The organism is Streptomyces sp. NPDC047706, assembly GCF_043204795.1.
Classification (GTDB): Bacteria; Actinomycetota; Actinomycetes; order Streptomycetales; family Streptomycetaceae; genus Streptomyces.
In genome coordinates, this window is record NZ_JBIDCW010000005.1 from 193,345 (window position 1) to 216,321 (window position 22,977).

At 70.8% G+C, this 22,977-nt stretch carries 23 protein-coding genes and 1 tRNA gene; 10 read left to right on the forward strand and 14 right to left on the reverse strand.

All coding sequences use genetic code 11. The features are described 5' to 3' along the window. Nucleotides 1-28 precede the first annotated feature (28 nt). Both ACGF8A_RS08180 and ACGF8A_RS08185 read left to right on the forward strand, forming a co-directional pair. Nucleotides 29-2,398 (forward strand): ribonucleoside-diphosphate reductase subunit alpha, encoded by a 2,370-nt coding sequence (locus ACGF8A_RS08180; protein ID WP_393105481.1) that lies wholly within the window; start codon nucleotides 29-31, stop codon nucleotides 2,396-2,398. Beyond that, nucleotides 2,398-3,411, forward strand: coding sequence for a ribonucleotide-diphosphate reductase subunit beta (locus ACGF8A_RS08185; RefSeq protein WP_393105483.1), 1,014 nt, complete (start codon nucleotides 2,398-2,400; stop codon nucleotides 3,409-3,411). Before ACGF8A_RS08180 ends, ACGF8A_RS08185 begins: the two co-directional genes overlap by 1 nt. On the opposite strand, the gene ACGF8A_RS08190 is transcribed toward ACGF8A_RS08185, so the two are convergent. Beyond that, nucleotides 3,324-3,581: a hypothetical protein gene (locus ACGF8A_RS08190; RefSeq protein ID WP_393105485.1), complete on the reverse strand. Its 258-nt coding sequence runs from the start codon at nucleotides 3,579-3,581 to the stop codon at nucleotides 3,324-3,326. The two genes, ACGF8A_RS08185 and ACGF8A_RS08190, sit on opposite strands and share 88 nt — an antisense overlap. Before the next feature lie 78 nt (nucleotides 3,582-3,659). Here ACGF8A_RS08190 and ACGF8A_RS08195 point away from each other — a divergent pair, with 78 nt between their 5' ends. After that, entirely contained in the window at nucleotides 3,660-4,622 is a 963-nt protein-coding gene (locus tag ACGF8A_RS08195) for a GlxA family transcriptional regulator (RefSeq protein WP_393105487.1), read from the forward strand. 15 nt (nucleotides 4,623-4,637) lie between these two features. On the opposite strand, the gene ACGF8A_RS08200 is transcribed toward ACGF8A_RS08195, so the two are convergent. The 10 genes from ACGF8A_RS08200 to ACGF8A_RS08245 form a co-directional block, all read right to left on the reverse strand. Beyond that, nucleotides 4,638-6,017 carry a cytochrome P450 gene (locus ACGF8A_RS08200; protein ID WP_393105489.1) on the reverse strand — a complete coding sequence of 460 codons (1,380 nt, stop codon included), beginning with the start codon at nucleotides 6,015-6,017 and terminating at the stop codon, nucleotides 4,638-4,640. Continuing rightward, complete coding sequence (gene cyc1, locus ACGF8A_RS08205) at nucleotides 6,014-7,099, reverse strand: epi-isozizaene synthase (RefSeq protein ID WP_393105719.1); 1,086 nt, start codon at nucleotides 7,097-7,099, stop codon at nucleotides 6,014-6,016. The genes ACGF8A_RS08200 and cyc1 overlap by 4 nt, the downstream gene beginning before the upstream one ends. Before the next feature lie 280 nt (nucleotides 7,100-7,379). Continuing rightward, nucleotides 7,380-8,030 (reverse strand): peptide deformylase, encoded by a 651-nt coding sequence (gene def, locus ACGF8A_RS08210; RefSeq protein WP_393105491.1) that lies wholly within the window; start codon nucleotides 8,028-8,030, stop codon nucleotides 7,380-7,382. A gap of 123 nt (nucleotides 8,031-8,153) precedes the next feature. Next, the gene (locus ACGF8A_RS08215) at nucleotides 8,154-9,134 is read right to left on the reverse strand and encodes a tetratricopeptide repeat protein (RefSeq protein WP_393105493.1); all 981 of its coding nucleotides are present in this window, start codon (nucleotides 9,132-9,134) and stop codon (nucleotides 8,154-8,156) included. 105 nt (nucleotides 9,135-9,239) lie between these two features. Further along, entirely contained in the window at nucleotides 9,240-10,478 is a 1,239-nt protein-coding gene (locus tag ACGF8A_RS08220) for an HD-GYP domain-containing protein (RefSeq protein ID WP_393105495.1), read from the reverse strand. Then, a complete protein-coding gene (locus ACGF8A_RS08225) occupies nucleotides 10,475-11,788 on the reverse strand; it encodes an HD-GYP domain-containing protein (RefSeq protein ID WP_393105497.1) in 1,314 nt (437 codons plus the stop codon). The genes ACGF8A_RS08220 and ACGF8A_RS08225 overlap by 4 nt, the downstream gene beginning before the upstream one ends. Before the next feature lie 133 nt (nucleotides 11,789-11,921). Then, nucleotides 11,922-12,224 carry a mycothiol system anti-sigma-R factor gene (rsrA, locus tag ACGF8A_RS08230; RefSeq protein ID WP_393105499.1) on the reverse strand — a complete coding sequence of 101 codons (303 nt, stop codon included), beginning with the start codon at nucleotides 12,222-12,224 and terminating at the stop codon, nucleotides 11,922-11,924. After that, the gene (gene sigR, locus ACGF8A_RS08235; protein WP_393105721.1) at nucleotides 12,221-12,904 is read right to left on the reverse strand and encodes an RNA polymerase sigma factor SigR; all 684 of its coding nucleotides are present in this window, start codon (nucleotides 12,902-12,904) and stop codon (nucleotides 12,221-12,223) included. The genes rsrA and sigR overlap by 4 nt, the downstream gene beginning before the upstream one ends. Before the next feature lie 256 nt (nucleotides 12,905-13,160). Continuing rightward, complete coding sequence (locus ACGF8A_RS08240) at nucleotides 13,161-13,820, reverse strand: alpha/beta family hydrolase (protein WP_393105501.1); 660 nt, start codon at nucleotides 13,818-13,820, stop codon at nucleotides 13,161-13,163. Between the two features lies 1 nt (nucleotide 13,821). Continuing rightward, nucleotides 13,822-14,637, reverse strand: coding sequence for an SOS response-associated peptidase (locus ACGF8A_RS08245; RefSeq protein WP_393105503.1), 816 nt, complete (start codon nucleotides 14,635-14,637; stop codon nucleotides 13,822-13,824). A gap of 50 nt (nucleotides 14,638-14,687) precedes the next feature. Here ACGF8A_RS08245 and ACGF8A_RS08250 point away from each other — a divergent pair, with 50 nt between their 5' ends. The 4 genes from ACGF8A_RS08250 (at nucleotide 14,688) to ACGF8A_RS08265 (ending at nucleotide 18,449) form a co-directional block, all read left to right on the forward strand. Beyond that, the gene (locus tag ACGF8A_RS08250; RefSeq protein ID WP_393105505.1) at nucleotides 14,688-15,401 is read left to right on the forward strand and encodes a M50 family metallopeptidase; all 714 of its coding nucleotides are present in this window, start codon (nucleotides 14,688-14,690) and stop codon (nucleotides 15,399-15,401) included. A 250-nt stretch (nucleotides 15,402-15,651) separates the two neighbouring features. Beyond that, a complete protein-coding gene (aroA, locus tag ACGF8A_RS08255) occupies nucleotides 15,652-16,968 on the forward strand; it encodes a 3-phosphoshikimate 1-carboxyvinyltransferase (protein ID WP_393105507.1) in 1,317 nt (438 codons plus the stop codon). Between the two features lie 10 nt (nucleotides 16,969-16,978). After that, entirely contained in the window at nucleotides 16,979-17,989 is a 1,011-nt protein-coding gene (rsgA, locus tag ACGF8A_RS08260) for a ribosome small subunit-dependent GTPase A (protein ID WP_393105509.1), read from the forward strand. A 136-nt stretch (nucleotides 17,990-18,125) separates the two neighbouring features. Then, the gene (locus tag ACGF8A_RS08265; protein ID WP_393105511.1) at nucleotides 18,126-18,449 is read left to right on the forward strand and encodes a DMT family transporter; all 324 of its coding nucleotides are present in this window, start codon (nucleotides 18,126-18,128) and stop codon (nucleotides 18,447-18,449) included. Here the strand turns inward: ACGF8A_RS08265 and ACGF8A_RS08270 are convergent. Further along, nucleotides 18,415-19,050, reverse strand: coding sequence for a TetR/AcrR family transcriptional regulator (locus ACGF8A_RS08270; RefSeq protein ID WP_393105513.1), 636 nt, complete (start codon nucleotides 19,048-19,050; stop codon nucleotides 18,415-18,417). The two genes, ACGF8A_RS08265 and ACGF8A_RS08270, sit on opposite strands and share 35 nt — an antisense overlap. Before the next feature lie 172 nt (nucleotides 19,051-19,222). Between ACGF8A_RS08270 and hisN the strand changes: the two genes are divergently transcribed. Both hisN and ACGF8A_RS08280 read left to right on the forward strand, forming a co-directional pair. Then, the gene (gene hisN, locus ACGF8A_RS08275; RefSeq protein ID WP_393105515.1) at nucleotides 19,223-20,023 is read left to right on the forward strand and encodes a histidinol-phosphatase; all 801 of its coding nucleotides are present in this window, start codon (nucleotides 19,223-19,225) and stop codon (nucleotides 20,021-20,023) included. Between the two features lie 110 nt (nucleotides 20,024-20,133). Next, complete coding sequence (locus ACGF8A_RS08280; RefSeq protein ID WP_393105517.1) at nucleotides 20,134-20,526, forward strand: cyclic nucleotide-binding/CBS domain-containing protein; 393 nt, start codon at nucleotides 20,134-20,136, stop codon at nucleotides 20,524-20,526. A gap of 90 nt (nucleotides 20,527-20,616) precedes the next feature. Here the strand turns inward: ACGF8A_RS08280 and ACGF8A_RS08285 are convergent, their stop codons facing one another. Continuing rightward, entirely contained in the window at nucleotides 20,617-22,071 is a 1,455-nt protein-coding gene (locus tag ACGF8A_RS08285; RefSeq protein ID WP_393105519.1) for a catalase, read from the reverse strand. A 162-nt stretch (nucleotides 22,072-22,233) separates the two neighbouring features. On the opposite strand from ACGF8A_RS08285, the gene ACGF8A_RS08290 reads away from it, so the two are divergent. Beyond that, nucleotides 22,234-22,650 (forward strand): Fur family transcriptional regulator, encoded by a 417-nt coding sequence (locus ACGF8A_RS08290; protein ID WP_393105521.1) that lies wholly within the window; start codon nucleotides 22,234-22,236, stop codon nucleotides 22,648-22,650. Between the two features lie 197 nt (nucleotides 22,651-22,847). Here the strand turns inward: ACGF8A_RS08290 and ACGF8A_RS08295 are convergent. After that, nucleotides 22,848-22,921, reverse strand: a tRNA-Met gene (locus ACGF8A_RS08295). Nucleotides 22,922-22,977 lie beyond the last annotated feature (56 nt).

Here is a 22,977-nt window from a genome sequence, read left to right on the forward strand (position 1 = left end):
CCCTGTGCCGAGCGAGGGAGAGCCCCACGTGACCATCGCGCCAGCCGCACCGGCCGAAGCGACAACGGTGGAAGTGGAATCCGACGGTCCAAAAACCGCGCTGCTGCGGACCCTGGCCGAGCTGACCGCCGACCTCCCCGACGCCGACCCCGGCCGGGTCGCCGCCGCCGCGCTGCGCGGCCGCTCCGCGCGGGCCGACGAGAGCGAACTGCGTGAGCTGGCCACGGAGGCCGCCGCCGGCCTGATCTCCGAGGACCCCGCCTACTCCCGGCTCGCCGCCCGGCTGCTGACCGTCTCCATCGCCGCGGAGGCCGCCTCCCAGGGCGTCACGACCTTCACGGAGTCCGTCGCCGTGGGGCACCGGGAAGGCCTCATCGCCGACCGCACGGCCGACTTCGTACGCCTGCACGCCGACCGTCTGAACGCCCTGATCGACCCGGCCGGCGACGACCGCTTCGGCTACTTCGGCCTGCGCACGCTGCACAGCCGCTATCTGCTCCGGCACCCGATCACCCGCAAGGTCGTCGAGACGCCCCAGCACTTCATGCTGCGCGTCGCCGCCGGCCTCGCCGAGGACGACACCCCCCGGTCGGTGGACGAAGTCGCCGCGCTCTACGGGCTCATGAGCCGTCTGGACTACCTCCCCTCCTCCCCGACCCTCTTCAACTCCGGCACCCGCCACCCCCAGATGTCGTCCTGCTACCTCCTGGACTCCCCCCTGGACGAGCTGGACTCCATCTACGACCGCTACCACCAGGTCGCCCGGCTCTCCAAGCACGCCGGGGGCATCGGGCTGTCGTACTCCCGGATCCGTTCCCGTGGTTCGCTGATCCGCGGCACCAACGGCCACTCCAACGGCATCGTCCCGTTCCTGAAGACGCTGGACGCCTCGGTCGCCGCCGTGAACCAGGGCGGCCGGCGCAAGGGCGCGGCCGCGGTCTACCTGGAGACCTGGCACTCCGACATCGAGGAGTTCCTGGAGCTGCGGGACAACACCGGTGAGGACGCCCGCCGTACGCACAACCTCAACCTCGCGCACTGGATCCCGGACGAGTTCATGCGCCGGGTGAACGCGGACGCCCCGTGGTCGCTGTTCTCGCCGTCGGACGTGCCCGAGCTGGTCGACCTGTGGGGCGAGGAGTTCGACGCCGCGTACCGCGAGGCCGAGGAGAAGGGCCTGGCGAAGAAGGCGCTGCCCGCCCGCGAGCTGTACGGCCGGATGATGCGCACCCTCGCGCAGACCGGCAACGGCTGGATGACCTTCAAGGACGCCGCCAACCGCACCGCCAACCAGACCGCCGAGCCCGGCCACGTCGTCCACTCCTCGAACCTCTGCACGGAGATCCTGGAGGTCACGAGCGACGGGGAGACGGCCGTGTGCAACCTGGGCTCGGTCAACCTGGGCGCGTTCGTCGTGGGCGACGGCATCGACTGGGAGCGGCTGGACGCGACCGTCCGCACCGCCGTCACCTTCCTCGACCGCGTGGTCGACATCAACTTCTACCCGACCGAGGAGGCGGGCCGCTCCAACTCCCGGTGGCGTCCGGTCGGCCTCGGCGCGATGGGCCTGCAGGACGTCTTCTTCAAGCTGCGCCTGCCGTTCGACTCACCCGAGGCGAAGGCCCTCTCCACCCGCATCGCCGAGCGCGTCATGCTCGCCGCGTACGAGGCGTCCGCCGACCTCGCCGAGCGCAACGGGCCGCTGCCGGCGTGGGACAGGACCCGCGCCGCCCGCGGTGTGCTCCACCCCGACCACTACGGCGTCGAGCCTGCCTGGCCGGAGCGCTGGGCCGCCCTGCGCGAGCGGATCGCCGCGGTCGGCATGCGCAACTCCCTGCTGCTGGCCATCGCGCCCACCGCGACGATCGCCTCGATCGCCGGTGTGTACGAGTGCATCGAGCCGCAGGTCTCGAACCTCTTCAAGCGTGAGACGCTGTCCGGCGAGTTCCTCCAGGTCAACTCCTACCTGGTGCGGGAGCTGAAGGCGCTCGGCGTCTGGGACGCGCGCACCCGTGAGGCGCTGCGCGAGGCCAACGGCTCGGTGCAGGAGTTCGCCTGGATCCCCGAGGACGTGCGGCGGCTCTACCGCACGGCCTGGGAGATCCCGCAGCGCGGGCTCATCGACATGGCGGCCGCGCGGACCCCGTACCTCGACCAGGCCCAGTCGCTGAACCTCTTCCTGGAGACGCCGACCATCGGCAAGCTCTCCTCGATGTACGCCTACGCCTGGAAGTCGGGCCTGAAGACGACGTACTACCTGCGCTCGCGCCCGGCGACCCGGATCGCCCGCGCGGCCCAGGCACAAGAGCGAGCCACCATCCCCGTACAGGCGACGCCCGATCCCGAAGCGGTCGCCTGCTCCCTGGAAAACCCCGAGTCCTGCGAGGCCTGCCAGTAATGTCCACCCGTTCCCAGAACCTTCTCGACCCCGGCTTCGAGCTGACTCTGCGTCCGATGCGCTACCCGGACTTCTACGAGCGCTACCGGGACGCCATCAAGAACACCTGGACCGTGGAGGAGGTCGACCTCCACTCGGACGTCGCCGACCTCGCGAAGCTCTCGCCGGAGGAGCAGCACCTGATCGGCCGTCTCGTGGCGTTCTTCGCGACGGGCGACTCGATCGTGGCGAACAACCTGGTGCTGACGCTCTACAAGCACATCAACTCCCCCGAGGCACGGCTCTACCTGAGCCGCCAGCTGTTCGAGGAGGCGGTGCACGTCCAGTTCTATCTGACCCTGCTGGACACCTACCTCCCCGACCCGGAGGACCGGGCGGCGGCCTTCGACGCCGTCGAGAGCATCCCGTCCATCCGCGAGAAGGCCGAGTTCTGCTTCAAGTGGATCAATGAGGTCGAGAAGCTGGACCGCCTGGAGTCCAAGGCCGACCGCCGCCGCTTCCTGCTCAACCTCATCTGCTTCGCCGCGTGCATCGAGGGCCTGTTCTTCTACGGCGCCTTCGCGTACGTCTACTGGTTCCGCAGCCGGGGTCTGCTGCACGGCCTGGCGACGGGCACCAACTGGGTGTTCCGCGACGAGACCATGCACATGAGCTTCGCGTTCGACGTGGTGGACACCGTCCGCAAGGAGGAGCCGGACCTCTTCGACGACCAGCTCCAGCAGCAGGTCACCGACATGCTGCGGGAGGCCGTCGAGGCCGAGCTGCAGTTCGCGCGCGACCTCTGTGGTGACGGCCTCCCGGGCATGAACACCGACTCGATGCGGCAGTACCTGGAGTGCGTCGCCGACCAGCGCCTGACGCGCCTCGGCTTCGCCCCGGTCCACGGCTCCGAGAACCCCTTCTCCTTCATGGAGCTGCAGGGGGTTCAGGAGCTGACCAACTTCTTCGAGCGGCGTCCCTCCGCGTACCAGGTCGCCGTGGAGGGCACGGTCGACCTGGACGAGGACTTCTGATCCTCCTTCTCCCCGAAGCGGTCCTGGGCCTCCCTGATCTCCCGGCCGACGCGTCGCTCGTGCGCGATGCCGAGGAGGGCGGGGAGGACCATGACCGCGAAGAGTCCGGCCACGGCCAGCATTCCGATGAGGGCTTCGATCTGGTTCGCGTTCATGGACACCACTCTCACGCCGGATACTCCTTACCGACAGTGGCAGGACTGCCGTAGACCCTCGATTTACTGCCACCGCTGGGGCACACTGGGCACATGCTCCAGAACGTGGCCGCCGTCCTCGTCGACGGTGTGAACCCCTTCGAGCTCGGCGTCGTATGCGAGGTCTTCGGCATCGACCGGAGCGACGACGGACTGCCGGTGTACGACTTCGCGGTCACCTCCGCCGAGGGGCCCCGGCTGCGGTCGAACGCCGGCTTCTCCATGCAGGTCGAGCACGGTCTGGACCGCCTGGAGACGGCCGACCTGATCGCCGTGCCGGCCGGCTCCCGCTACGAGACGCGGACCTTCCCGCCCGACCTGCTCGACGCCCTGCGCCGGGGCGTCGACCGGGGCGCACGTGTGCTCAGCGTGTGCTCCGGGGTCTTCGTGCTGGGCGCCGCCGGGCTGCTGGACGGACGGCGGTGCGCCGTGCACTGGCGGCACGCAGACGAGCTGGAGCGGCAGTATCCCCGGGCCGTCGTCGAGCCCGACGTGCTGTACGTCGACGAGGACCCGGTGATCACCTCCGCCGGTACGGCCGCGGGCATCGACGCCTGCCTGCACATCGTGCGCAAGGAGCAGGGGCCGGAGGTGGCCAACAGGATCGCCCGGCGGATGGTGGTGCCGCCGCACCGGGACGGCGGCCAGGCCCAGTACATCGAGCGCCCGCTGCCCCGCTCCGAGGGCGACGCGGTCGCCGAGGTGCTGGTGTGGATGGAGCGCAACCTCGACCAGGAGGTCACCGTCGAGCAGCTCGCCGCCCGCGCCCTGATGTCGCCGCGCACCTTCGCCCGCCGCTTCCAGCAGGAGACGGGGACCACTCCGTACCGCTGGATCCTGCGCCAACGGGTGCTGCTGGCCCAGCGGTTGCTGGAAGCGACGGACGAGACGGTGGACGCGATCGCCGGCCGGACGGGGTTCGGCAACGCGGCGGCGCTGCGTCACCAGTTCGTCCGCGCGCTCGGGACCACCCCCCACGCCTACCGGCGCACGTTCAGGGGCCCACAGGCCGCCTGACCGCACGCGCGACGCTCACCTCGGCACCGGCGTGAGCAGCAGCTTGTGCGGACGGAGCGTGATGCCCACCCGGGTGGCGTCGTTCGACCCCGGCACCTGCTCGAAGCGGTACTTCGTCGCCACCGCCGCCGTGATCAGCGTCAGCTGGGCCATCGAGAAGTGGTCGCTCGGGCACTTGCGATTACCCACGCTGAACGGACTCATGGCATATTTCGGCACGTCCTTGACGCGTTCGGGAAGCCACCGGTCCGGGTCGAACTCCAGGTTGTCCGGATACGATCGCGCATCGCGCTGTATCGCGTACGGACTGTAGATGATGTCCGCCCCGGCCGGAATGCGATAGCCGCCGAGTTCCGTGTCGGTGACCGCCCGCCGGGTCAGTATCCACACGGCGGGGCGCAAACGCATCGCCTCCACGACGACATTGTTCGTGTGCGTGAGCTTCCGGACGTCCTCGAATGCGACGGGCCGGCCGCCGGTGACGGATTCTGCTTCGTCCCGGATGCGGTCGGCGTGTTCCGGATGTTCGGCGAGCACCTGGAGCAGCCACATGATCGTGGAAGCCACGGTTTCGCTTCCCGGGGTGAGTATCGCGACCACCTGGTCGTGGATCTCCTGTTCCCCGATGGGCTCGCCATTCTCGTCCTTCGCCTCCAGCAATGCCGTCAGCAAATCGTCCGGCTTTTGACCGCTTGCCCGGCGTTCGGCCACGATCTCGTCGACCAGGAGATGCAAATCGGCCAGTGCCCGGTTGAATTCACGGTTGGCGGGCAGCGGCAGACGGTACAGCGGTCCGAGCGGGATCACCATCCGCTGGTACATACCGCGGAACACGGTGGCGAGGGCGGCGCACAGCCGCTCCGCGCGCTCGTCCATGTACTCGCCGCGCAGCAGGCAGCGGGCCGCAATGCGCACGGCGACCCGGAAGGACTCCGAGGTGCAGTCGATGGTCTCGCCGGGCCGCCAGCGGGTGGTGAGTCCGTGCGCCTCCTCCTCCATGACCGCCGCGTAGGCGGGGATCGCGCCGAGCCGGAACGCGGGCTGGATGGTGCGGCGTTGCCGCCGGTGCCGGGGGCCGTTGGCGGTGGCCACGCCCTCCTTGCCGAGCAGGCCCTCCAGGGACTCCCACAGCGGGCCGTCGATCTTGTAGTCGGGGCTGAGCGCCAGGGCGCCGGTGAGTGCCGGCGTGGTGACGGCGTACACCGTCTTGGGGCCGAGCCGCAGGCGGACCACGTCCCCGTGATCGCGCAGCTGGGACATGAAGGCCAGGGGGTCGCGCGCCAGCTTCCAGCCGTGCCCGAGAAGCGGGACCCCGCCGCCCGCGAAGGGCGGTTCACGCAGTTCCGGCCCCTGCCCCCGGTTCGGGGCAGTGGGCTGTACGGACTCGACGGTCATTTCTCACCTGCCGTTTCGTTGTTGACGTACGGGGGCGTGGACCGGTCGTCCCAGCTGTCGACCATGTAGCGGCCGGACTCGTGGTGGAACCAGTAGACGGAACTGAACCAGTTCCGCATGTTCCCCAGGCAGGCGCGCACGGCGGCGCTCAGTTCCTTTCCGCGTACCGTGCCGTCGGCGAGAGCGTCCGCATACCCCAACGCCTCCCGCTCGACGTCCAGGAATTCAGCAATGCATTCCTCGATGCGCCGCCGCATTTCGACGACCGCCTCTTCCAGACTCAGCCCCTCATGGGTGATGAGACTGATTCCGAGGTTGTGCACCTCGTCGCCCGCGATTTCCTTGGGCAGTGAACAGAGGTCGTTGTACCAGGCGGCGAATTCCTGACTCAGCAGCGCCGCCCGCCGATAGGCCGGGTTCTTCCGCACGGCATCCGGAAGTTCCTGTCCGGCGCTCGGCTCCAGCAGATCGGTCCATATCCAGTGGGCGAAGGTGAGCCGGCGTAGCGCCAGGTATTCCTCCACGCTCGGGACGATTCCCTCGGTGCGGTTGCGGAATTCCCGGTCGTACGCCTCGATCACCGTGTGGAAGTGCCGGGCGAACCGCTCGTTCCAGGTACGGGGCAGGAACGAGAACAGACGCAGCACACTGTCCGCGAACCCCGCCACCAGCGCATCCTGGTGGTGCAGATGCTTCTCGGGGGAGTCGAGCGCCTCGTGCAGCCGGGCCCGGAGCCGGCGCCAGGCCACGGGGCGGTGGTGGACGATGTCACGGTCGTGCCGGTCGTCCCAGACGAAGAACCACGCGCTGTAGTCCGCTATCGCCTGCAGGACGTCGTCGGGGGCACCTATGTAGTACCCCGCCATGAGATCGGTGTAGCACAGGCCGTCGGCATATTCTTCAATCTTGTCCGCCGGCATGAGCCGTTTTTCCAGGAGCCAGGTACGGGTCTTCTCCTGGAGCCTGGGCCAATACGGGTGCAATTGCCTGGGAAACGCCGCCTCGATCACCGGAAGAGACAGCGACGGTGGAACCGCGATCGCGGTCGCGCTCGCTGTGGTGCTGTGTGGGAAAGCAGGCACGAACAAACCCCTCTCAGCCGCCAGTCGGGCACGCCCCTCCCGCTGTGCCGGGCGTGCGCCGTTGCGTAACCCCGCACTTCCCATTCAGCACCACAACTGACCGTTCTGGGAACGGATTTGCTTCATTCACTACCCCACAGTGCCGAGATTCTCCTGGAGCCTGACTGGTTCTGGATCACTCGGGACGCACAGGCGATCGAAGGTGCGACGGACAGACGAACGGCGCCTGGTCAGGCCGGGGAACCTGAGCAGGCGCCGTGCGCGGGAGAAGGATGAGGTGTCAGTCGTTGGCGACCACGGGGTAGCGGGGCTCGTTCTCGGCCATCTGCCGCAGCGCGTCCTTACGTTCGCGCTTGGAGAGCCGGTCGATGTAGAGGTAGCCGTAGAGATGGTCGGTCTCGTGCTGCAAACACCGAGCGAAGTATCCGGTGCCGCGGACCTTGACCGGGTTGCCCCGCTCGTCCTGCCCTAGCACCTCGGCGTAGTCCGGGCGGGCCAGCGGCATGTACGCCGTCGGCACCGACAGGCAGCCCTCGTTGCTGTCGTCGAGCCGGCGCTTCTCGGCGGGCAGTTCGACGACCTCGGGGTTGCACACCACGCCGACGTGCCGGACGCCCTCGTCGTCCGGGCAGTCGTAGACGAACACCTTCAGATCGACGCCGATCTGGTTGGCGGCCAGGCCCACGCCCTCGGCGGTGCGCTGGCTGGCGAACATGTCGGCGACCAGTTGCTGGAGCTCCTCACCGAAGTCGGTGACGTCCTTGCACTCCTTGTGCAGCACCGGGTTGCCGACCACGGTGATCGGCCGCGAGGTGCCCCGCTCACGCCAGGCCGCCTCCCGCTCCTCGCACTCCTCGCTGTCGACGACGAAGCCTTCGTCGTCCACGGGGAGCACGCCCGCGTGCTGCTGATCGGTGTCCTGCTGGGCCATGACCGACGTACGCCTTCCTCGGAAAATCTGGCTGATGCTGATACAGGGTAAAGGGCAGCGCCCCCTGAGGGCCGCGGGGAACTGCGCGATCAACCGCGGCGAACCCGCAGCCGGCAACGGGCTTCAGCAGACCTCCTCCAGGTCCCGCCAATCCCGCGAATCCGGACTGTCGGCAACCCACCCGTCCAGCAACCCCCGCACCAACGAGGCCGGGGCGGCAACGCCACACTCCCGCTCCGGAACCCACAGCTGTCCGTCCGTGCGGTGACCGAGCGGCCCCGGATGCCCCGGCTCGCTGTGGTCGTGGGGATCCAGGTGCTCCCCGTCCCCCTCGTCCGCCGGCATCCGTGACTCCGAGCACAGCCGGCACAGCAGCCGCACCGAGGACGACCAGTCCTCCGCGGCGAACCCGGCGTCGGCGGCGAGCTGCTCCAGGGCGTCCCGGTCGGCCTCGGTCGCGGCCTCCAGGAGGACCACCCAGGTCGGCACGGGCGACGGCGCCCACAGCTCGATCTCGTCGAACACGGGATAGGAGTGCCCGGCGGCGGTGGTCCGCTCCCCGTGCGGCACCCCGTCGTGCAGGACGACCTCGCCCCAGCGCCGCCCCGACGACGGCAGCGGGATGGACAGCACCTCGATCCGCGCCGGATCCAGCCGCCGCCCCCACACGACCTCGGCCTCACCCTCGGGCGACAGCCGTACGGCCGCGCTGCCCAGGTCCATGCCGGCCGGCTCGCCGGAGTCCGTGGCGCCGCCGGGCACGCGCAGCCCGTAGGCCTGCCAGGCGCGCCGGGCCAGCGGCCAGTCCTGCAGGGCGGTCGCGGCGATGCCGACGTTCCACCAGTCGGGTGCGCCGGCCTCCCGGTCGAGCAGGGCGACGGCCCGCAGTCCGGCGGCCCGGGCCTGTTCCCAGTCGTGCCGGAACTTGTGCAGCAGGGCCAGGTTGAACCACGACTCCGACAGCCAGGGCTCCAGATCGGCGGCCCGCGTCAGCAACGCGCCCGCGTCCTCGTAACGACCGTCCCCGATGAGCGTGAACGCCCTGTCGGTGGCCTGCCGCCAAGAGGCGGAGGGCCGGTGCCGTCCCTTGCCGAAGATCCTCACGATTCCCGCCTGCCAGTTCCGTGGAGTGGGCTGGCCTGTGCCCCCGGACACCCTCTCCTTGGCATCCAACCACGTGCGGCTGGAGGGGCGCTCATTACCCATGGGTTACCCAGCCGAGGGCAGGGTCAGACCCTCCCTCGACAGCACCCGGGCCAGCGCCTCGACGACCTCGGGAGCGTAGTCCCCCGCGGCCCCGAGCCGCAGCTCCTCCAGCGCGGTCAGGGGCCCGCCGGGACCCGCGTCCCGGACCTTCTCCTCGTAGGCGTTGACCGCCCGCACGATCCGGGCTGCCGGCGGCTGCTCGGGGTAGGGATCCGCCTGCCGCTCGACCACCACGGCGACCTCGGCGTCCACGCCGGTCTGCCGTACGACCGCGCCGCCCAGGAGCGCGATCCGCCGCTGCTCGGCGCCGGGCAGTCCGGCCGTGGCGCCGCCCGGCACCGGGTCGACCAGGCTCAGCTGCCCGATGTCGTGCATCAGCGCCGCGTACTCCAGCACGGTGAGCTCCGGCCCGGTCAGCCCGAGATCCCGCCCGACGGCCCGGCTGAGCGCTGCGACCCGGCGGGCGTGCCCGGCGGGGGTGTACCCCGCTATCTCGGTGGCGCGGGCGAGGGAGGCGATGGTCTGCCGGTACGTCGTGCGGACGGCGGCGTACCGGCGCAGGGAGACCTGTGCCAGCAGCAGCGGCAGACAGAACACGGGCAGCGCCCACAGTCCGACGACCGCGACCCCGAGCGCCATCACGGCTCCCGTGGCGCACACCGCCGACCCGATGCCGAGCATGCGGTGCAGCTCGTCCCGCAGCAGCGGCCCGAACGGCCACCCGGTGCGGGAGTACGCGAGGGCGGCGGCGAGCAGGGCGTCGCACAGCGCGGTGAGGGTGAGCAGCGCCACGAGCAGCAGTGCGTAGGCGGGCCCGCTCCAGTCCGTGAACGTGCCGCGGTTGTAGAGCGGCTGGAAGCACACGGCGGCGAACCCGACGGTGAGCACCCGCCGGGCGAGATGGTCGAGCACGTGCTCGCCGCCCCGCGCGATGTTCGGCACGCACCCGGCCAGCGAGGCGGCGAGCACGACGCTCACCACCTGGGCGGCGCCGTGGGCGCTGGTCCGCCCGGCGACCTCCCCGAGCAGCGCGTACGACAGTGCCCCGGCGGCGCCGAGCGGCGCGGCCTCCCTGACCCGCGGGCCCGTCCAGCGGGCCAGCTCCCCGAGGGCGACGAGCGCACCGAAGGCCAGGGCGACGCCGCGCTGTTCGAGTCCGGTCCACAGGGTGAAGCCGAGGGACGCGGAGGCGAGGAGCGCGGCCGAGCAGCGGATCAGGAGGAGGGTTCGGGCGCGGGTCAACGGTGTGCTCCCGACCCGCTGGAGACGGGCGGGTGCGGCGGGGGAACCCGGCGGGACGGCACGCCGCCGGCGGTGACGACGGGGTTCCACCCGGACCGCCGTACGGCCCGTACCAGCGCGTCGACCATCACCGGGTCGAACTGCCGCCCCGCGCACCGCTCGAGCTCCTCCAGGGCCACGGAGACGGGCCGGGCCCTGCTGTAGGACCGGGTGGACGTCATCGCGTCGAACGCGTCGGCCACCGCGACCACCCGCGCGGACTCGGGGATCTGCGTCCCCACGAGCCCGTAGGGGTAGCCGCTGCCGTCCAGCCGCTCGTGATGGTGCAGTACGGCGGCCCGGGCCTCGCCGAGGAAGGAGATCCCCCGCACCATCTCGTGCCCGTACTCCGGGTGGAGTTCGATCACCCGCCGCTCCTCGGGCGTCAGGGGCCCCTCCTTGCGCAGCAGCCGGGTGGGCACCCCGAGCTTTCCCACGTCGTGCAGGATCCCGGCGAACCGCAGCACCTCGACCCGCTCGTCGTCCATGCCCAGCTCGCGCGCGATCAGCATGGAGGCCTGGCCGACCCGCTCACTGTGCCCGCGGGTGTACTCGTCCTTGATGTCGACGGCCTGCACCAGCGCCCGGATGGTCGCCTGGTGGGCCCCCCGCTCCCGGTGGTACTGGGCGAAGGCCCACCACGAGACGCCCATCGGCAGCAGCACGAGCAGCGCGGCCACGGGCCCGTACGGGCTGCGCCACAGCACGGCCATCATCAGCCCGGCGAGGCCGTGCACGCCGACCGGTGCCAGCGACCGCGGGAACAGGCCGCGCCAGGCCCGCCGTGGCGACACCCGTTCGGCGACGACGAGGATCCCGCCGTCGAGCAGGGTCTGCACCGCGCAGAAGGTCAGCACCGCGGCCGCGGCGGGCCCGAGGGCGTGGGGAACGTCGGGCGTCACCACGGCATCGCGCCCGCCCAGCGTCCCGAAAACCCGCCCCGCCGCCCACACGGTCAGCGCCAGCTCGGCCGCCCGCCAGATCCGCCGGAGCCGTACGGGCCGCCGCTCGACGGGCGCCATCAGCGCGCCCGGCAGCGCGACCAGCGCGGCGGCGGGCGGAGGCAGCAGGAAGACCGCGGCGAGCAGGACCGGGTAGAAGGTGCCCGGAAAGCGCCTGCGGGCGAGCCACTCCCCGCCGGCGTGGAGGACGGCGAGCAGCGTCATCGCCCACCAGGGCGTACGGAGCGAGGGCAGCGGCAGCAGGCACAGCAGCGCGCCGAGTACGGCACAGGCCACGTACCCGCGTGCCCGTGCCGGAACCGCCTCCATGAACGCCCTCCCCGGTCCCGTGCCTGTCCCAGGGTCCGGAGCCTAGGGCGGCGGGGAGGGGGCGGGGGCCGGCGGCCGGCGGATTAATGCATTCGGGTGACGAGGAGCTCGTACCCGCTGCGGAGCCGCGGAGTCAGGACTCCTGCGGAGCGGCCGTCACGTCGTGCTCGGGCACGGCCTGCCCGGAGCGGATCAGGTCGATCCGCCCCATCACCTTGGCGCGCAGGTCGGTGGGCACGTCGTCATGGCCGCAGCACCGCTTGACCAGCTTCTTCACGGCCTGCTCCAGGCCGTACTTCTCCAGGCACGGCGAGCACTCCTCGAAGTGCTGCTGAAACTTCTCGCGATCGAGGTCCGGCATCTCGCTGTCGAGGAACTCGTACAGGTGGTCGAGTACCTCACTGCAGTCCGTCTCGTGCGGCTCTCCGCAGCTCATGAGCCCGAGCCTTTCGCTTCGTTCGACTCTCCGGCACCGGCCGGGACCAGCCCACGCTCACGGGCGTAGTCCTCGAGCATGCCGCGCAGCTGACGGCGGCCCCGGTGAAGCCGGGACATCACCGTACCGATGGGTGTCCCCATGATGTCCGCGATCTCCTTGTACGCAAAGCCCTCGACGTCCGCGAGATACACGGCGATGCGGAATTCCTCGGGGATGGCCTGCAGCGCCTCCTTCACGTCCGAGTCGGGCAGGTGGTCGAGCGCCTGCGACTCGGCGGAGCGCAGACCCGTCGACATGTGCGACTCGGCGCGGGCGAGCTGCCAGTCCTCGATCTCCTCGGCCGCGCTGCGCTGAGGTTCGCGCTGCTTCTTGCGGTACGAGTTGATGAACGTGTTCGTGAGGATCCGATACAGCCAGGCCTTGAGGTTGGTGCCCTCACGGAACTGGTGGAAGGACGCGTACGCCTTGGCGTACGTCTCCTGCACCAGGTCCTCGGCATCGGCGGGATTGCGCGTCATGCGCAGCGCCGCCGAGTACATCTGGTCGAGGAATTCGAGCGCGTCCCGCTCGAAGCGCGCACTGCGCTGCGAGTCCGTCTCCGCGCTGTTGCCCCGGCCCTCGGACAGCTCCGCCTGGCCGTTGTCGGTCCCTGCGTCGTTACCGGTGACCGGACCCACCTCCTCAGCGATCTGGGCGGGGCCGAACCCGGTCCCACCAGAATCGGAGGATAGACGACGATCCGCACCCGCCGCCGCTCGAATGGGGGCGGTCTTGGCCGCGTGCAGCACCGTCCAGTCCAGGTCAGTGCGGCTGCTGCGGCTCGGGCAGAAGGTCGAACCCATGCGGCGGACTTCCTCTCCTACGACGTCGGTGCTGGTCATCAGCGCTTCTGTCCGCCTCAACAGTGGCCAGGTCCCCGGCATTCCCGGCACCTCACCCCAGGGACCCGGCCCACTCCACCACCGCGTCCGTGATGATCGCGACAGCCTCGTCCTGGCCGATCTCCGCCCTTTTCGGCACGGCGAAGCCATGATCGCCGTACGGCACCTCGACCAGCTCGTAGTCCCCTTCGGGGAACTCCGCAGGCCTGCCGAAGGGGTCGTTACCGCCCTGTACGACGAGGGTGGGCACCCCCGCGCCGAGCAGTTCCGCGGCGCGGGACCTCTCGGGCCTGCCCGGCGGGTGCAGCGGAAAGCCGAGGGCGAGGACCGCCGCCGCGCCCAGCTCCGTCGCCGTGCGGCAGGCGACCCGGGCTCCGGCGCTGCGCCCGCCCGACACGACCGGGAGCCCCGGCGCCGCGAGCGCGGGCCAGAGGCCGCGCCAGCCGGAGTCCAGCGTCTTCGGCGCCGGCGCCAGCTTCCTCCCGGCGACCCGCCAGGGCTGCTCCACCCGTGCCACGCTCACGCCGTGCCGGGGCAGGGCCCCCGCCAGTGCCAGCAGGTCGCGGGCCTCGATGCCGCCGCCCGCGCCGTGGCCGACGGCCACAACGAGCCGGGCCTTCTTCGCCCGGTGCCAGGTGACGCGGGCGGTGCCCGCCTCGGTCTCGACCGTCTCGACGGCGTCAGGGGTCACGTCGGTCACATCTGCGCTCACATCAGAAGAGTGTGCCCTCCACCGGTCCCTCCAGCTCCTTCAGCAGCTCCGGGCCGTTGTTGCGGACGTTGGACACGGCCGTGGTCACCGGGTAGGCGCGCATCAGGCCGGGCGGGGGCGGCGCGAGCAGCTCACGCAGGTCGTCGGGGTCGGTGCGGGACGGGTCGAGCCAGGCGTCCCAGCGGTCGGGGGTGAGCATCAGCGGCATCCGGGGGTGGATGTCGGCCAGCGTGCAGGGACCCTCGGCGGGGGCCACCGCCAGCTCGCTGCTCTCGGCCTCGGTGGTGATCACCGAGCAGGTGACCCACCAGGCCCGCGGATGGTCGTCGGGCAGCGTCCGGTCCCGCCAGAACTCGTACAGCCCCGCCATCGCGAAGACGGAGCCGTCGGCGGGCAGCACGAAGTACGGCTGCTTGCGCGGCCGCTTCTTCCTGCCCTCGACCTCCAGGTCCCGCTCCTGCGCTCCGGTGACCCACTCGTAGTAGCCGTCGGCGGGCAGGATGCAGCGCCGGGCGGCGAAGGCGCGGCGGTACGCGGGCTTCTCGTGCACGGTCTCGGCACGCGCGTTGATCATCCGGGCGGCGCCCTCGGGCGTCTTGGCCCAGGACGGGACGAGGCCCCACTTCAGCTTGCGCAGCTGCCGAACCGGTCGCGGGTCGGCCGCGTCTTTCAGGGGACGGTCGAGGACGGCGTAGACCTCCTTGGTCGGCGCCACGTTGAAATCGGGCTCCAGAGACTCCTCCGGCTCCCACTTCTCGACCTCGAAGATTCCTGCGAGATCCTCGGGCCTACGACTGGCTGCATACCGTCCGCACATACGTGCCACACTGCCAGACCGCCGCCGAAGACAGGGAGCGCCCCGGAAACATGGACAGCACGACAGCCACATCACTCTGGGACGAACTCATCGGCAGCCAGCCCGACCCCGACCTGTGGGTCGTCCTCGCCACCCTGGCCGCCGCGCTCGCCGTCGTCGCCCCGCACGGGCTGTGGCGCGTCGCCCGCAACGCCATCACCATCGCCCACGAGGGCGGCCACGGCCTGATCGCGCTGTGCACCGGCCGCACCCTGACCGGCATACGCCTGCACTCCGACACCAGCGGCCTCACCGTCAGCCGGGGCAAGCCGTACGGCATCGGCATGATCCTCACGGCGGCCGCCGGGTACACCGCTCCCCCGCTGCTCGGCCTCGGCGGCGCGGCACTGCTCGCCTCCGGGCACATCACCCTGCTGCTGTGGGTGGCGACGGCCCTGCTGCTGGCGATGCTGGTGATGATCCGCAACGCCTACGGCGTGCTCACCGTGTTCCTCGCCGGCGGCGCCTTCCTCCTGGTCTCCTGGCTTGCCGGGCCCCAGGTTCAGGCGGCGTTCGCCTACGTGGTGGTGTGGTTCCTGCTGCTCGGCGGAGTGCGTCCGGCGTTCGAGCTCCAGGCGAAGCGACGCCGGGGCGGCGCGGGCGACTCGGACGCGGACCAGCTGTCGCGGCTGACGCACGTGCCGGCCGGGCTGTGGCTCTTCTTCTTCCACGCGGTGTCGCTGAGCTCGCTGATCGGTGGCGGGCGCTGGCTCCTGGAGGTGTGAGCGCGCACACCGGCGCGCCGGGAAGAGCCCGACCAGCCACAACGCACCCGCACCCGAACCACCGCCGCCCACTAGTGCCGCGGCAGGCGACGTTCGACCGTTGAGGAGCGGCGTCCGGTGCGTCCTGTCGGCGTGCCGGCCGGAAGCCCTCGTACTGGATGTACTCGGGCTTCCGGCCGGTGCGGCGAGAGGGCGTGCAGGGCGTCGCGACGGGGCGAACGTTGCCTGTTGCGGCACTAGAGTGGGGCCCATGGCGCAGAACCCCGCAGACACCTCCCTCTGGCCCGCCCCGCACGCGAGCGGAGCCGTCGACGCGACGGTCCATGTGCCCGGATCCAAGTCGGTCACCAACCGCGCCCTGGTGCTCGCGGCCCTCGCCTCCGAGCCCGGCTGGCTGCGCCGTCCGCTGCGTTCCCGCGACACGCTCCTGATGGCCGGTGCCCTGCGGGCGATGGGCGTCGGCATCGAGGAGGGCGTGGGGCCCGACGGCACGGGCGAGGCGTGGCGGGTGCTCCCAGCCGGCCTGCGCGGCCCGGCCACCGTCGACGTCGGCAACGCCGGCACGGTGATGCGCTTCCTGCCGCCGGTCGCCGCGCTCGCCGACGGCCCGATCCGCTTCGACGGCGACCCGAGGTCGTACGAGCGCCCCCTGAACGGCGTCATCGACGCGCTGCGCGTGCTCGGTGCCCGGATCGACGACGACGGGCGCGGCACACTGCCGCTGACCGTGCACGGCGGGGGCGCGCTGGACGGCGGCCCGGTCGAGATCGACGCCTCGTCGTCCTCCCAGTTCGTGAGCGCCCTGCTGCTCTCCGGCCCGCGCTACAACCAGGGCGTGGAGGTCCGCCACACCGGCTCCACGCTGCCGTCCGTACCGCACATCCGGATGACGGTCGACATGCTCCGCGCGGTCGGCGCGCAGGTCGACACCCCGGAGTCGGGTGGCGAGCCGAACGTCTGGCGGGTCACGCCGGGCGCCCTGCTCGGCCGGGACCTGACGATCGAGCCGGACCTGTCCAACGCCCAGCCGTTCCTGGCGGCGGCCCTGGTCACCGGCGGCAAGGTGCTGATCCCGGACTGGCCGTCCCGCACCACCCAGCCCGGCGACCGGCTGCGGGAGATCTTCACCGAAATGGGCGGTTCCTGTGAACTGACCGATTACGGCCTGGTGTTCACCGGATCGGGCGGGATCCGGGGCATCGACGTGGACCTCGGAGACGTCGGCGAACTCACCCCCGGCGTCGCGGCGGTCGCCGCCCTCGCCGACTCGCCCTCGACGCTGCGCGGCGTCGCGCATCTGCGGCTGCACGAGACGGACCGCCTGGCCGCGCTCACCAAGGAGATCAACGCACTCGGCGGTGACGTCACCGAGACCGCCGACGGCCTGCACATCCGCCCCCGCCGCCTGCACGGCGGGATCTTCCACACCTACGAGGACCATCGCATGGCGACCGCCGGCGCGATCATCGGCCTCGCGGTGGAGGGTGTGCAGATCGAGAACGTGGCGACGACGGCGAAGACCCTGCCGGACTTCCCCGAGCTGTGGACCGGGATGCTCGGGGCCTAGGGGTCACGCCATGCGCCGCTACGGCAAGCACACCGACGAGGACGACATCCGCTCCCGCCCCAACCGCAAGGGCAACCGGCCGCGTACGCACATCCGCCCCAAGCACGAGGACGCGGCCGAGGGCATGGTCCTCACCGTCGACCGGGGGCGCCTGACCTGCCTCGTCGGCGACACCGTGGTCATGGCCATGAAGGCCCGTGAGCTGGGCCGCAAGGCGGCGGTGGTCGGCGACCGGGTGGCCCTCGTCGGCGATCTGTCCGGCAAGAAGGACACGCTCGCGCGGATCGTGCGGATCGCGGAGCGCACCTCGGTGCTGCGCCGCACCGCGGACGACGACGACCCCTACGAGCGCGTGGTCGTCGCCAACGCCGACCAGCTCGCCATCGTCACCGCCCTCGCCGACCCCGAGCCACGCCCGCGCCTGATCGACCGCTGCCTGGTGGCTTCCTACGACGGCGGCCTGGAACCGCTCCTGGTGCTGACCAAGTCGGACCTGGCCCCGCCCGACAAACTCCTGGAGCTGTACGGCGACCTCGACATCCCGTACGTCGTCACCAGCCGCGAGGAACTGGAGAACGGCGACGCGGCGGAGCGGGTGTTCGAGCAGCTGGAGGGCAGGGTCACGGCGTTCGTCGGGCACTCCGGCGTCGGCAAGACGACCCTGGTGAACGCGCTGGTGCCCGAGGAGCGGCGGCGGCTGACGGGGCATGTGAACGCGGTGACCGGGCGTGGCCGGCACACCACCACGTCGGCGCTCGCCCTGCCGCTGAAGGACACGGACGGCTGGGTGATCGACACGCCGGGCGTACGGTCGTTCGGGCTCGCGCACGTCGACCCGTCCCGGGTCATCCACGCCTTCCCCGACCTGGAGCCCGGCACGGAGGGCTGCCCGCGCGCGTGCAGTCACGACGAGCCGGACTGCGCGCTGGACCAGTGGGTCACCGAGGGCCACGCCGACGCCGACCGGCTGTACTCGCTACGGCGGCTGCTGGCGACGCGGGAGCAGACGGAAGGAGACTGACCGCCCCGCTGTTTCTCTTCATACGGGGTTTGTCCACCGTCGGCTTCGGTAAGGGCATAATCGCAAAAGCCGGATGCCAACCCTGACAGACGCCTGCAAGCCGTCACAGTTCGTGAAGAAACGGGGAGGACAGCACATGGCGTGGCTGCTGGTCATCGTGGCCGGGTTGCTCGAAACCGGCTTCGCGGTCTGCCTGAAGCTGTCGCACGGCTTCACCAGACTCTGGCCGACGATCGCGTTCGCCGTCTTCGCGCTCGGCAGCTTCGGTCTGCTGACGCTCGCGTTGCGCAGACTCGACGTGGGTCCCGCCTACGCGGTGTGGACCGGCATCGGCGCGGCCGGGACGGCCATCTACGGCATGGTCTTCCTGGGCGACCTCGTCTCCACGCTGAAGATCGTCTCGATCAGCCTGGTCATCATCGGCGTCATCGGCCTGCAGCTGTCCGGCTCGGCGCACTGAGGTGAATCGAGGCGCACTGAGCGCGCACCAGGTCCACGACGCCGCCTTCACCTGGAGGCGCGGCCACGCAGGACAGCGCGAGCCGGACGACCAGCTCGCAGGAGCGGGCCAGTTCGGCGGCGTCCGCCTGGGGCACGCCCGGTCCGGCCAGCACCGCCACGGCACGGTCGCGGACGAGGGCCACGAAGTCGCCGGGCGAGGGCAGGGGCCGGTCCGCCCGCCGTTGCGCCGGAACCGCGCAGGAGGACGGCACCGCCGACAGCATGGGTGAGGGCAGCCACTCGCCCCAGCAGCCGGTGAGCATGGCGCGCACCAGGGCGTTGCCGCGGGCGGCCGAGATGGTCCACTCGGCGGCCGCCGTCAGCCGGTCGCGGGGGTCGCACTGGGCGGTCAGTGCCCGTTCGACGCCGGCGAGGTAGGCGTCGGCCTCCCTGCGCACCAGGGCCCTGGCGAGCCCCTCCTTGCTGCCGAACTCGTTGTACAGGGTCTGCCGGGACACCCCGGCCGCCGCGGCCACGTCCACCATCCGCACGGCGGCCCAGGGCCGCCGTGCGAGCGCCGTGAAGGCGGCGTCCAGCAGAGATTCCCGGGCAGCGGGCATCGTCGCCTCCCTGGGGGGACGGACTCTGCGCCCAGATTTGACGCGTACCGAAGCACTGTCAAGGGTTCGCGCAGGTCGCCAGGGCTCGCGCGGCGCCCCGCCCGGCGCCGCGCAACGCGCCGCCACGGCCCCCTGTAGCCCCGTAAGGACCACGGCGGATACCGTTCCTCACATGCCCGACTATCTCGACGACCTGCGTCTGGCCCACGTCCTCGCCGACGCCGCCGACGCCGCGACGACGGATCGCTTCAAGGCCCTCGACCTCCTGGTCGAAACCAAGCCCGACATGACGCCGGTCTCCGAGGCCGACCGGGCCGCCGAGGAGCTCATCCGGGGCCACCTCCAGCGCGCCCGCCCACGCGACGCGATCCTCGGCGAGGAGTACGGCGTCGAGGGCACGGGACCCCGCCGCTGGGTCATCGACCCCATCGACGGCACCAAGAACTACGTACGCGGCGTCCCCGTCTGGGCGACGCTGATCTCCCTGATGGAGGCCTCGGAGGGCGGCTACCAGCCCGTCGTAGGTCTTGTCTCCGCCCCGGCGCTCGGCCGCCGCTGGTGGGCCGCGAAGGGCAACGGCGCCTTCAGCGGGCGCAGCCTCACCTCCGCGAGCCGGCTGCAGGTCTCGCGCGTCTCCAAGCTCTCGGACGCATCCTTCGCCTACTCCTCCCTCTCCGGCTGGGAGGAGCAGGGCCGCCTCAACGGCTTCCTGGACCTCGGCCGCGAGGTGTGGCGCACGCGCGCGTACGGCGACTTCTGGCCGTACATGATGGTCGCCGAAGGGTCCGTCGACATGTGCGCCGAGCCGGAGCTGTCCCTGTGGGACATGGCGGCCAACGCGATCATCGTCACCGAGGCGGGCGGCACCTTCACCGGTCTGGACGGCCGCCACGGCCCGCACAGCGGCAACGCGGCCGCGTCGAACGGCGTACTCCACGACGAGCTGCTGTCGTACCTCAACCAGCGTTACTGAACGCCTACTTGTTGACCCGTGCTTTACCTGTCACTCTGAGAGTCCCCCCACTTGTGAATTTGTGAAACGATGAACAAGCTGCGGGGACACTTCAGGAGGTGGCTCCATCCATGCTCGTACGTGACGCCATGAGCACAGTCGTCCTCACCATCGGCCCCACCCACACCCTGCGCCAGGCCGCCGCGCTGATGTCCGCCCGCCGGGTCGGCGCGGCCGTCGTCCACGACCCCGACGCCGGCGGCATCGGCATCCTCACCGAGCGCGACATCCTGAACTCCGTAGGGCTCGGCCAGAACCCCGACACCGAGCACGCCCACGACCACACGACCACCGACGTGGTGTTCGCGGCCCCGACCTGGACCCTGGAGGAGGCGGCCAGCGCCATGGCGCACGGCGGCTTCCGGCACCTCATCGTCCTGGACGGCGGCGAACCCGCCGGCATCGTCTCGGTCCGCGACATCATCCGCTGCTGGGCACCGATACGGCAGCGGGTGCCCGCCTGAGCGAACGGGCACGCCCGCGCACGGACGGGCCGGCCCCCTCGTTCAGGGGGCCGGCCCGTCCTCCCGGCAAGCGGTCCAGTGCTGGTTGTGTCAGCCGCGCAGGGCCTGGACCGCGGCCTCCAGCCGCTTGCCGAAGTCGGGGTCCGCCTGTCGGAAATTGTTGATCGCGCGTGCGGCGATCTCGTCGCGCGAGACGCCCGAGATGGCGCCGGCCAGGTTGCCGATCAGACGCTCCTGCTCGTCCGCCGACATCAGCCGGTAGAGGTTGCCCGCCTGGACGAAGTCGTCGTCCTCGGCGTGCACCGGGGTCGGGTGGCTGCCCGTGCCGCCGGCGAATCCGCCGAACGGCTGCCACAGCGCACGGCCGGTCTGCGCCGGGCCCCCGAAGCTGTTCGGCTCGTAGTTCTTCGCGCCGCCGTGGCGGCCGTCGTACAGGAAGCCGTCACGGGAGTGGGTGCGCGCCTCGGCGGCGTGCGGACGGTTCACCGGCAGGTGGTCGGCGTTGATGCCGACGCGGTAGCGGTGGGCGTCGCCGTACGCGAAGAGACGGCCCTGCAGCATCTTGTCCGGGGACGGGCCGATGCCCGGCACGAAATGGGCGGGGCTGAAGATCGACTGCTCGACCTCGGCGAAGACGTTCTGCGGGTTGCGGTTGAGCTCCAGCTTGCCGATCTCGATGACCGGGTAGTCCGCGTGCGGCCAGACCTTGGTCAGGTCGAACGGGTTGAAGCGGTACGTCGCAGCGTCGGCCGCCGGCATGATCTGCACGCCCACGCTCCAGGACGGGAAGTCGCCCCGCTCGATGGACTCGCGCAGGTCGCGCTGGTGGGAGTCGGGGTCCTTGCCCGCGAGGATCTCGGCCTCCTCGGCGGTGAGGTTCTTGATCCCCTGGTCGGTCTTGAAGTGGTACTTGACCCAGAAGACCTCACCGGCCTCGTTGTTCCACTGGAAGGTGTGCGAACCGAAGCCGTCCATGTGCCGGTACGAGGCGGGGATGCCACGGTCGCCGAACAGCCAGGTCACCTGGTGCGTGGATTCGGGAGACAGGCCCCAGAAGTCCCAGACGTTGTCCGCCTCCTGCGAGCCGGTGTACGGGTCGCGCTTCTGGGTGTGGATGAAGTCCGGGAACTTGATGGCGTCCCTGACGAAGAACACCGGGGTGTTGTTGCCGACCAGGTCGTAGTTGCCCTCCTCGGTGTAGAACTTCAGCGAGAAGCCGCGCGGGTCACGGACCGCGTCGGCCGCGCCCAGGTTGCCCGCCACCGTGGAGAAGCGCAGGAAGACCTCGGTCTGCTTGCCGGCCTCGGAGAGGAACTTGGCCCTTGTGTACGGGGTGACGTCGGCGGTCACGGTGAAGGTGCCGTAGGCGCCGGCACCGCGGGCGTGCACCACACGCTCCGGGATGCGCTCACGGTTGAAGTGGGCCAGCTTCTCCAGCAGGAGCTGGTCCTGGACGAGCACGGGGCCGCCCACGCCCGCGGTCTCGCTGTTCTGGTTGTCCGCGACCGGGGCACCGGCCTCCGTCGTAAGCGGTCCCTGCGTCACGTGCGCCTCCTGGGTCATTCTTCGCGTGTTCCTGCTCGTCGGCCGGCTTCCTGTCCTTCGGCCGGAGCCGACTCGATCCTACAATGGACTTTGTCTAAGTCAAGCAGAGCTCCAAAGTCACACCTGTTCGGAAATTGTTCCTTTGCTGCTAGGCTGGTTCTCATGAGTGACCTTCTGGAACGGCTGCGCGGACGCGGATGGCGGATGACCGCGCAGCGGCGTGTGGTGGCCGAGGTCCTCGACGGCGAACACGTCCATATGACCGCCGACGAGGTGCACGCCAGGGCTGTCGCCAAGCTGCCCGAGATCTCCCGGGCGACCGTCTACAACACGCTGGGCGAGCTGGTCTCCCTCGGTGAGGTGCTCGAGGTCAGCACGGACAAGCGCGCCAAGCGGTACGACCCGAACGCGCGTCGGCCGCATCACCACCTGGTCTGCGCCCGGTGCGGCGCGATCCGCGACGTCCACCCCACGGGCAACCCGCTGGCCGACCTCCCCGACTCGGAGCGCTTCGGCTTCAAGGTCTCGGACGTCGAGGTGACGTACCGCGGCGTGTGCCCGAACTGCGCGGCGGCGTAGCTCCGCGACCCTTCGCTTCCACCTTCCGGACAGCCCCTGGCGCCTTCCTGGCCGCCGGGGGCTGACTGCTGCGCGCCGTGCGGTGCGGCGGTGGGGCGGCTCGGGTGCTGGGCGGTTCGGGTGCTGGGCGGCGCGGGTGCTTGCGCAAACACCGAAGGCCGGAGTCCAGTGGCTGGACTCCGGCCTTCGGCCTTCAGTAGCGGGGACAGGATTTGAACCTGCGACCTCTGGGTTATGAGCCCAGCGAGCTACCGAGCTGCTCCACCCCGCGTCGGTGAATGCAACGTTACGTCAAGGACGCGGACAGAAGCAAATCACTTAACCGTG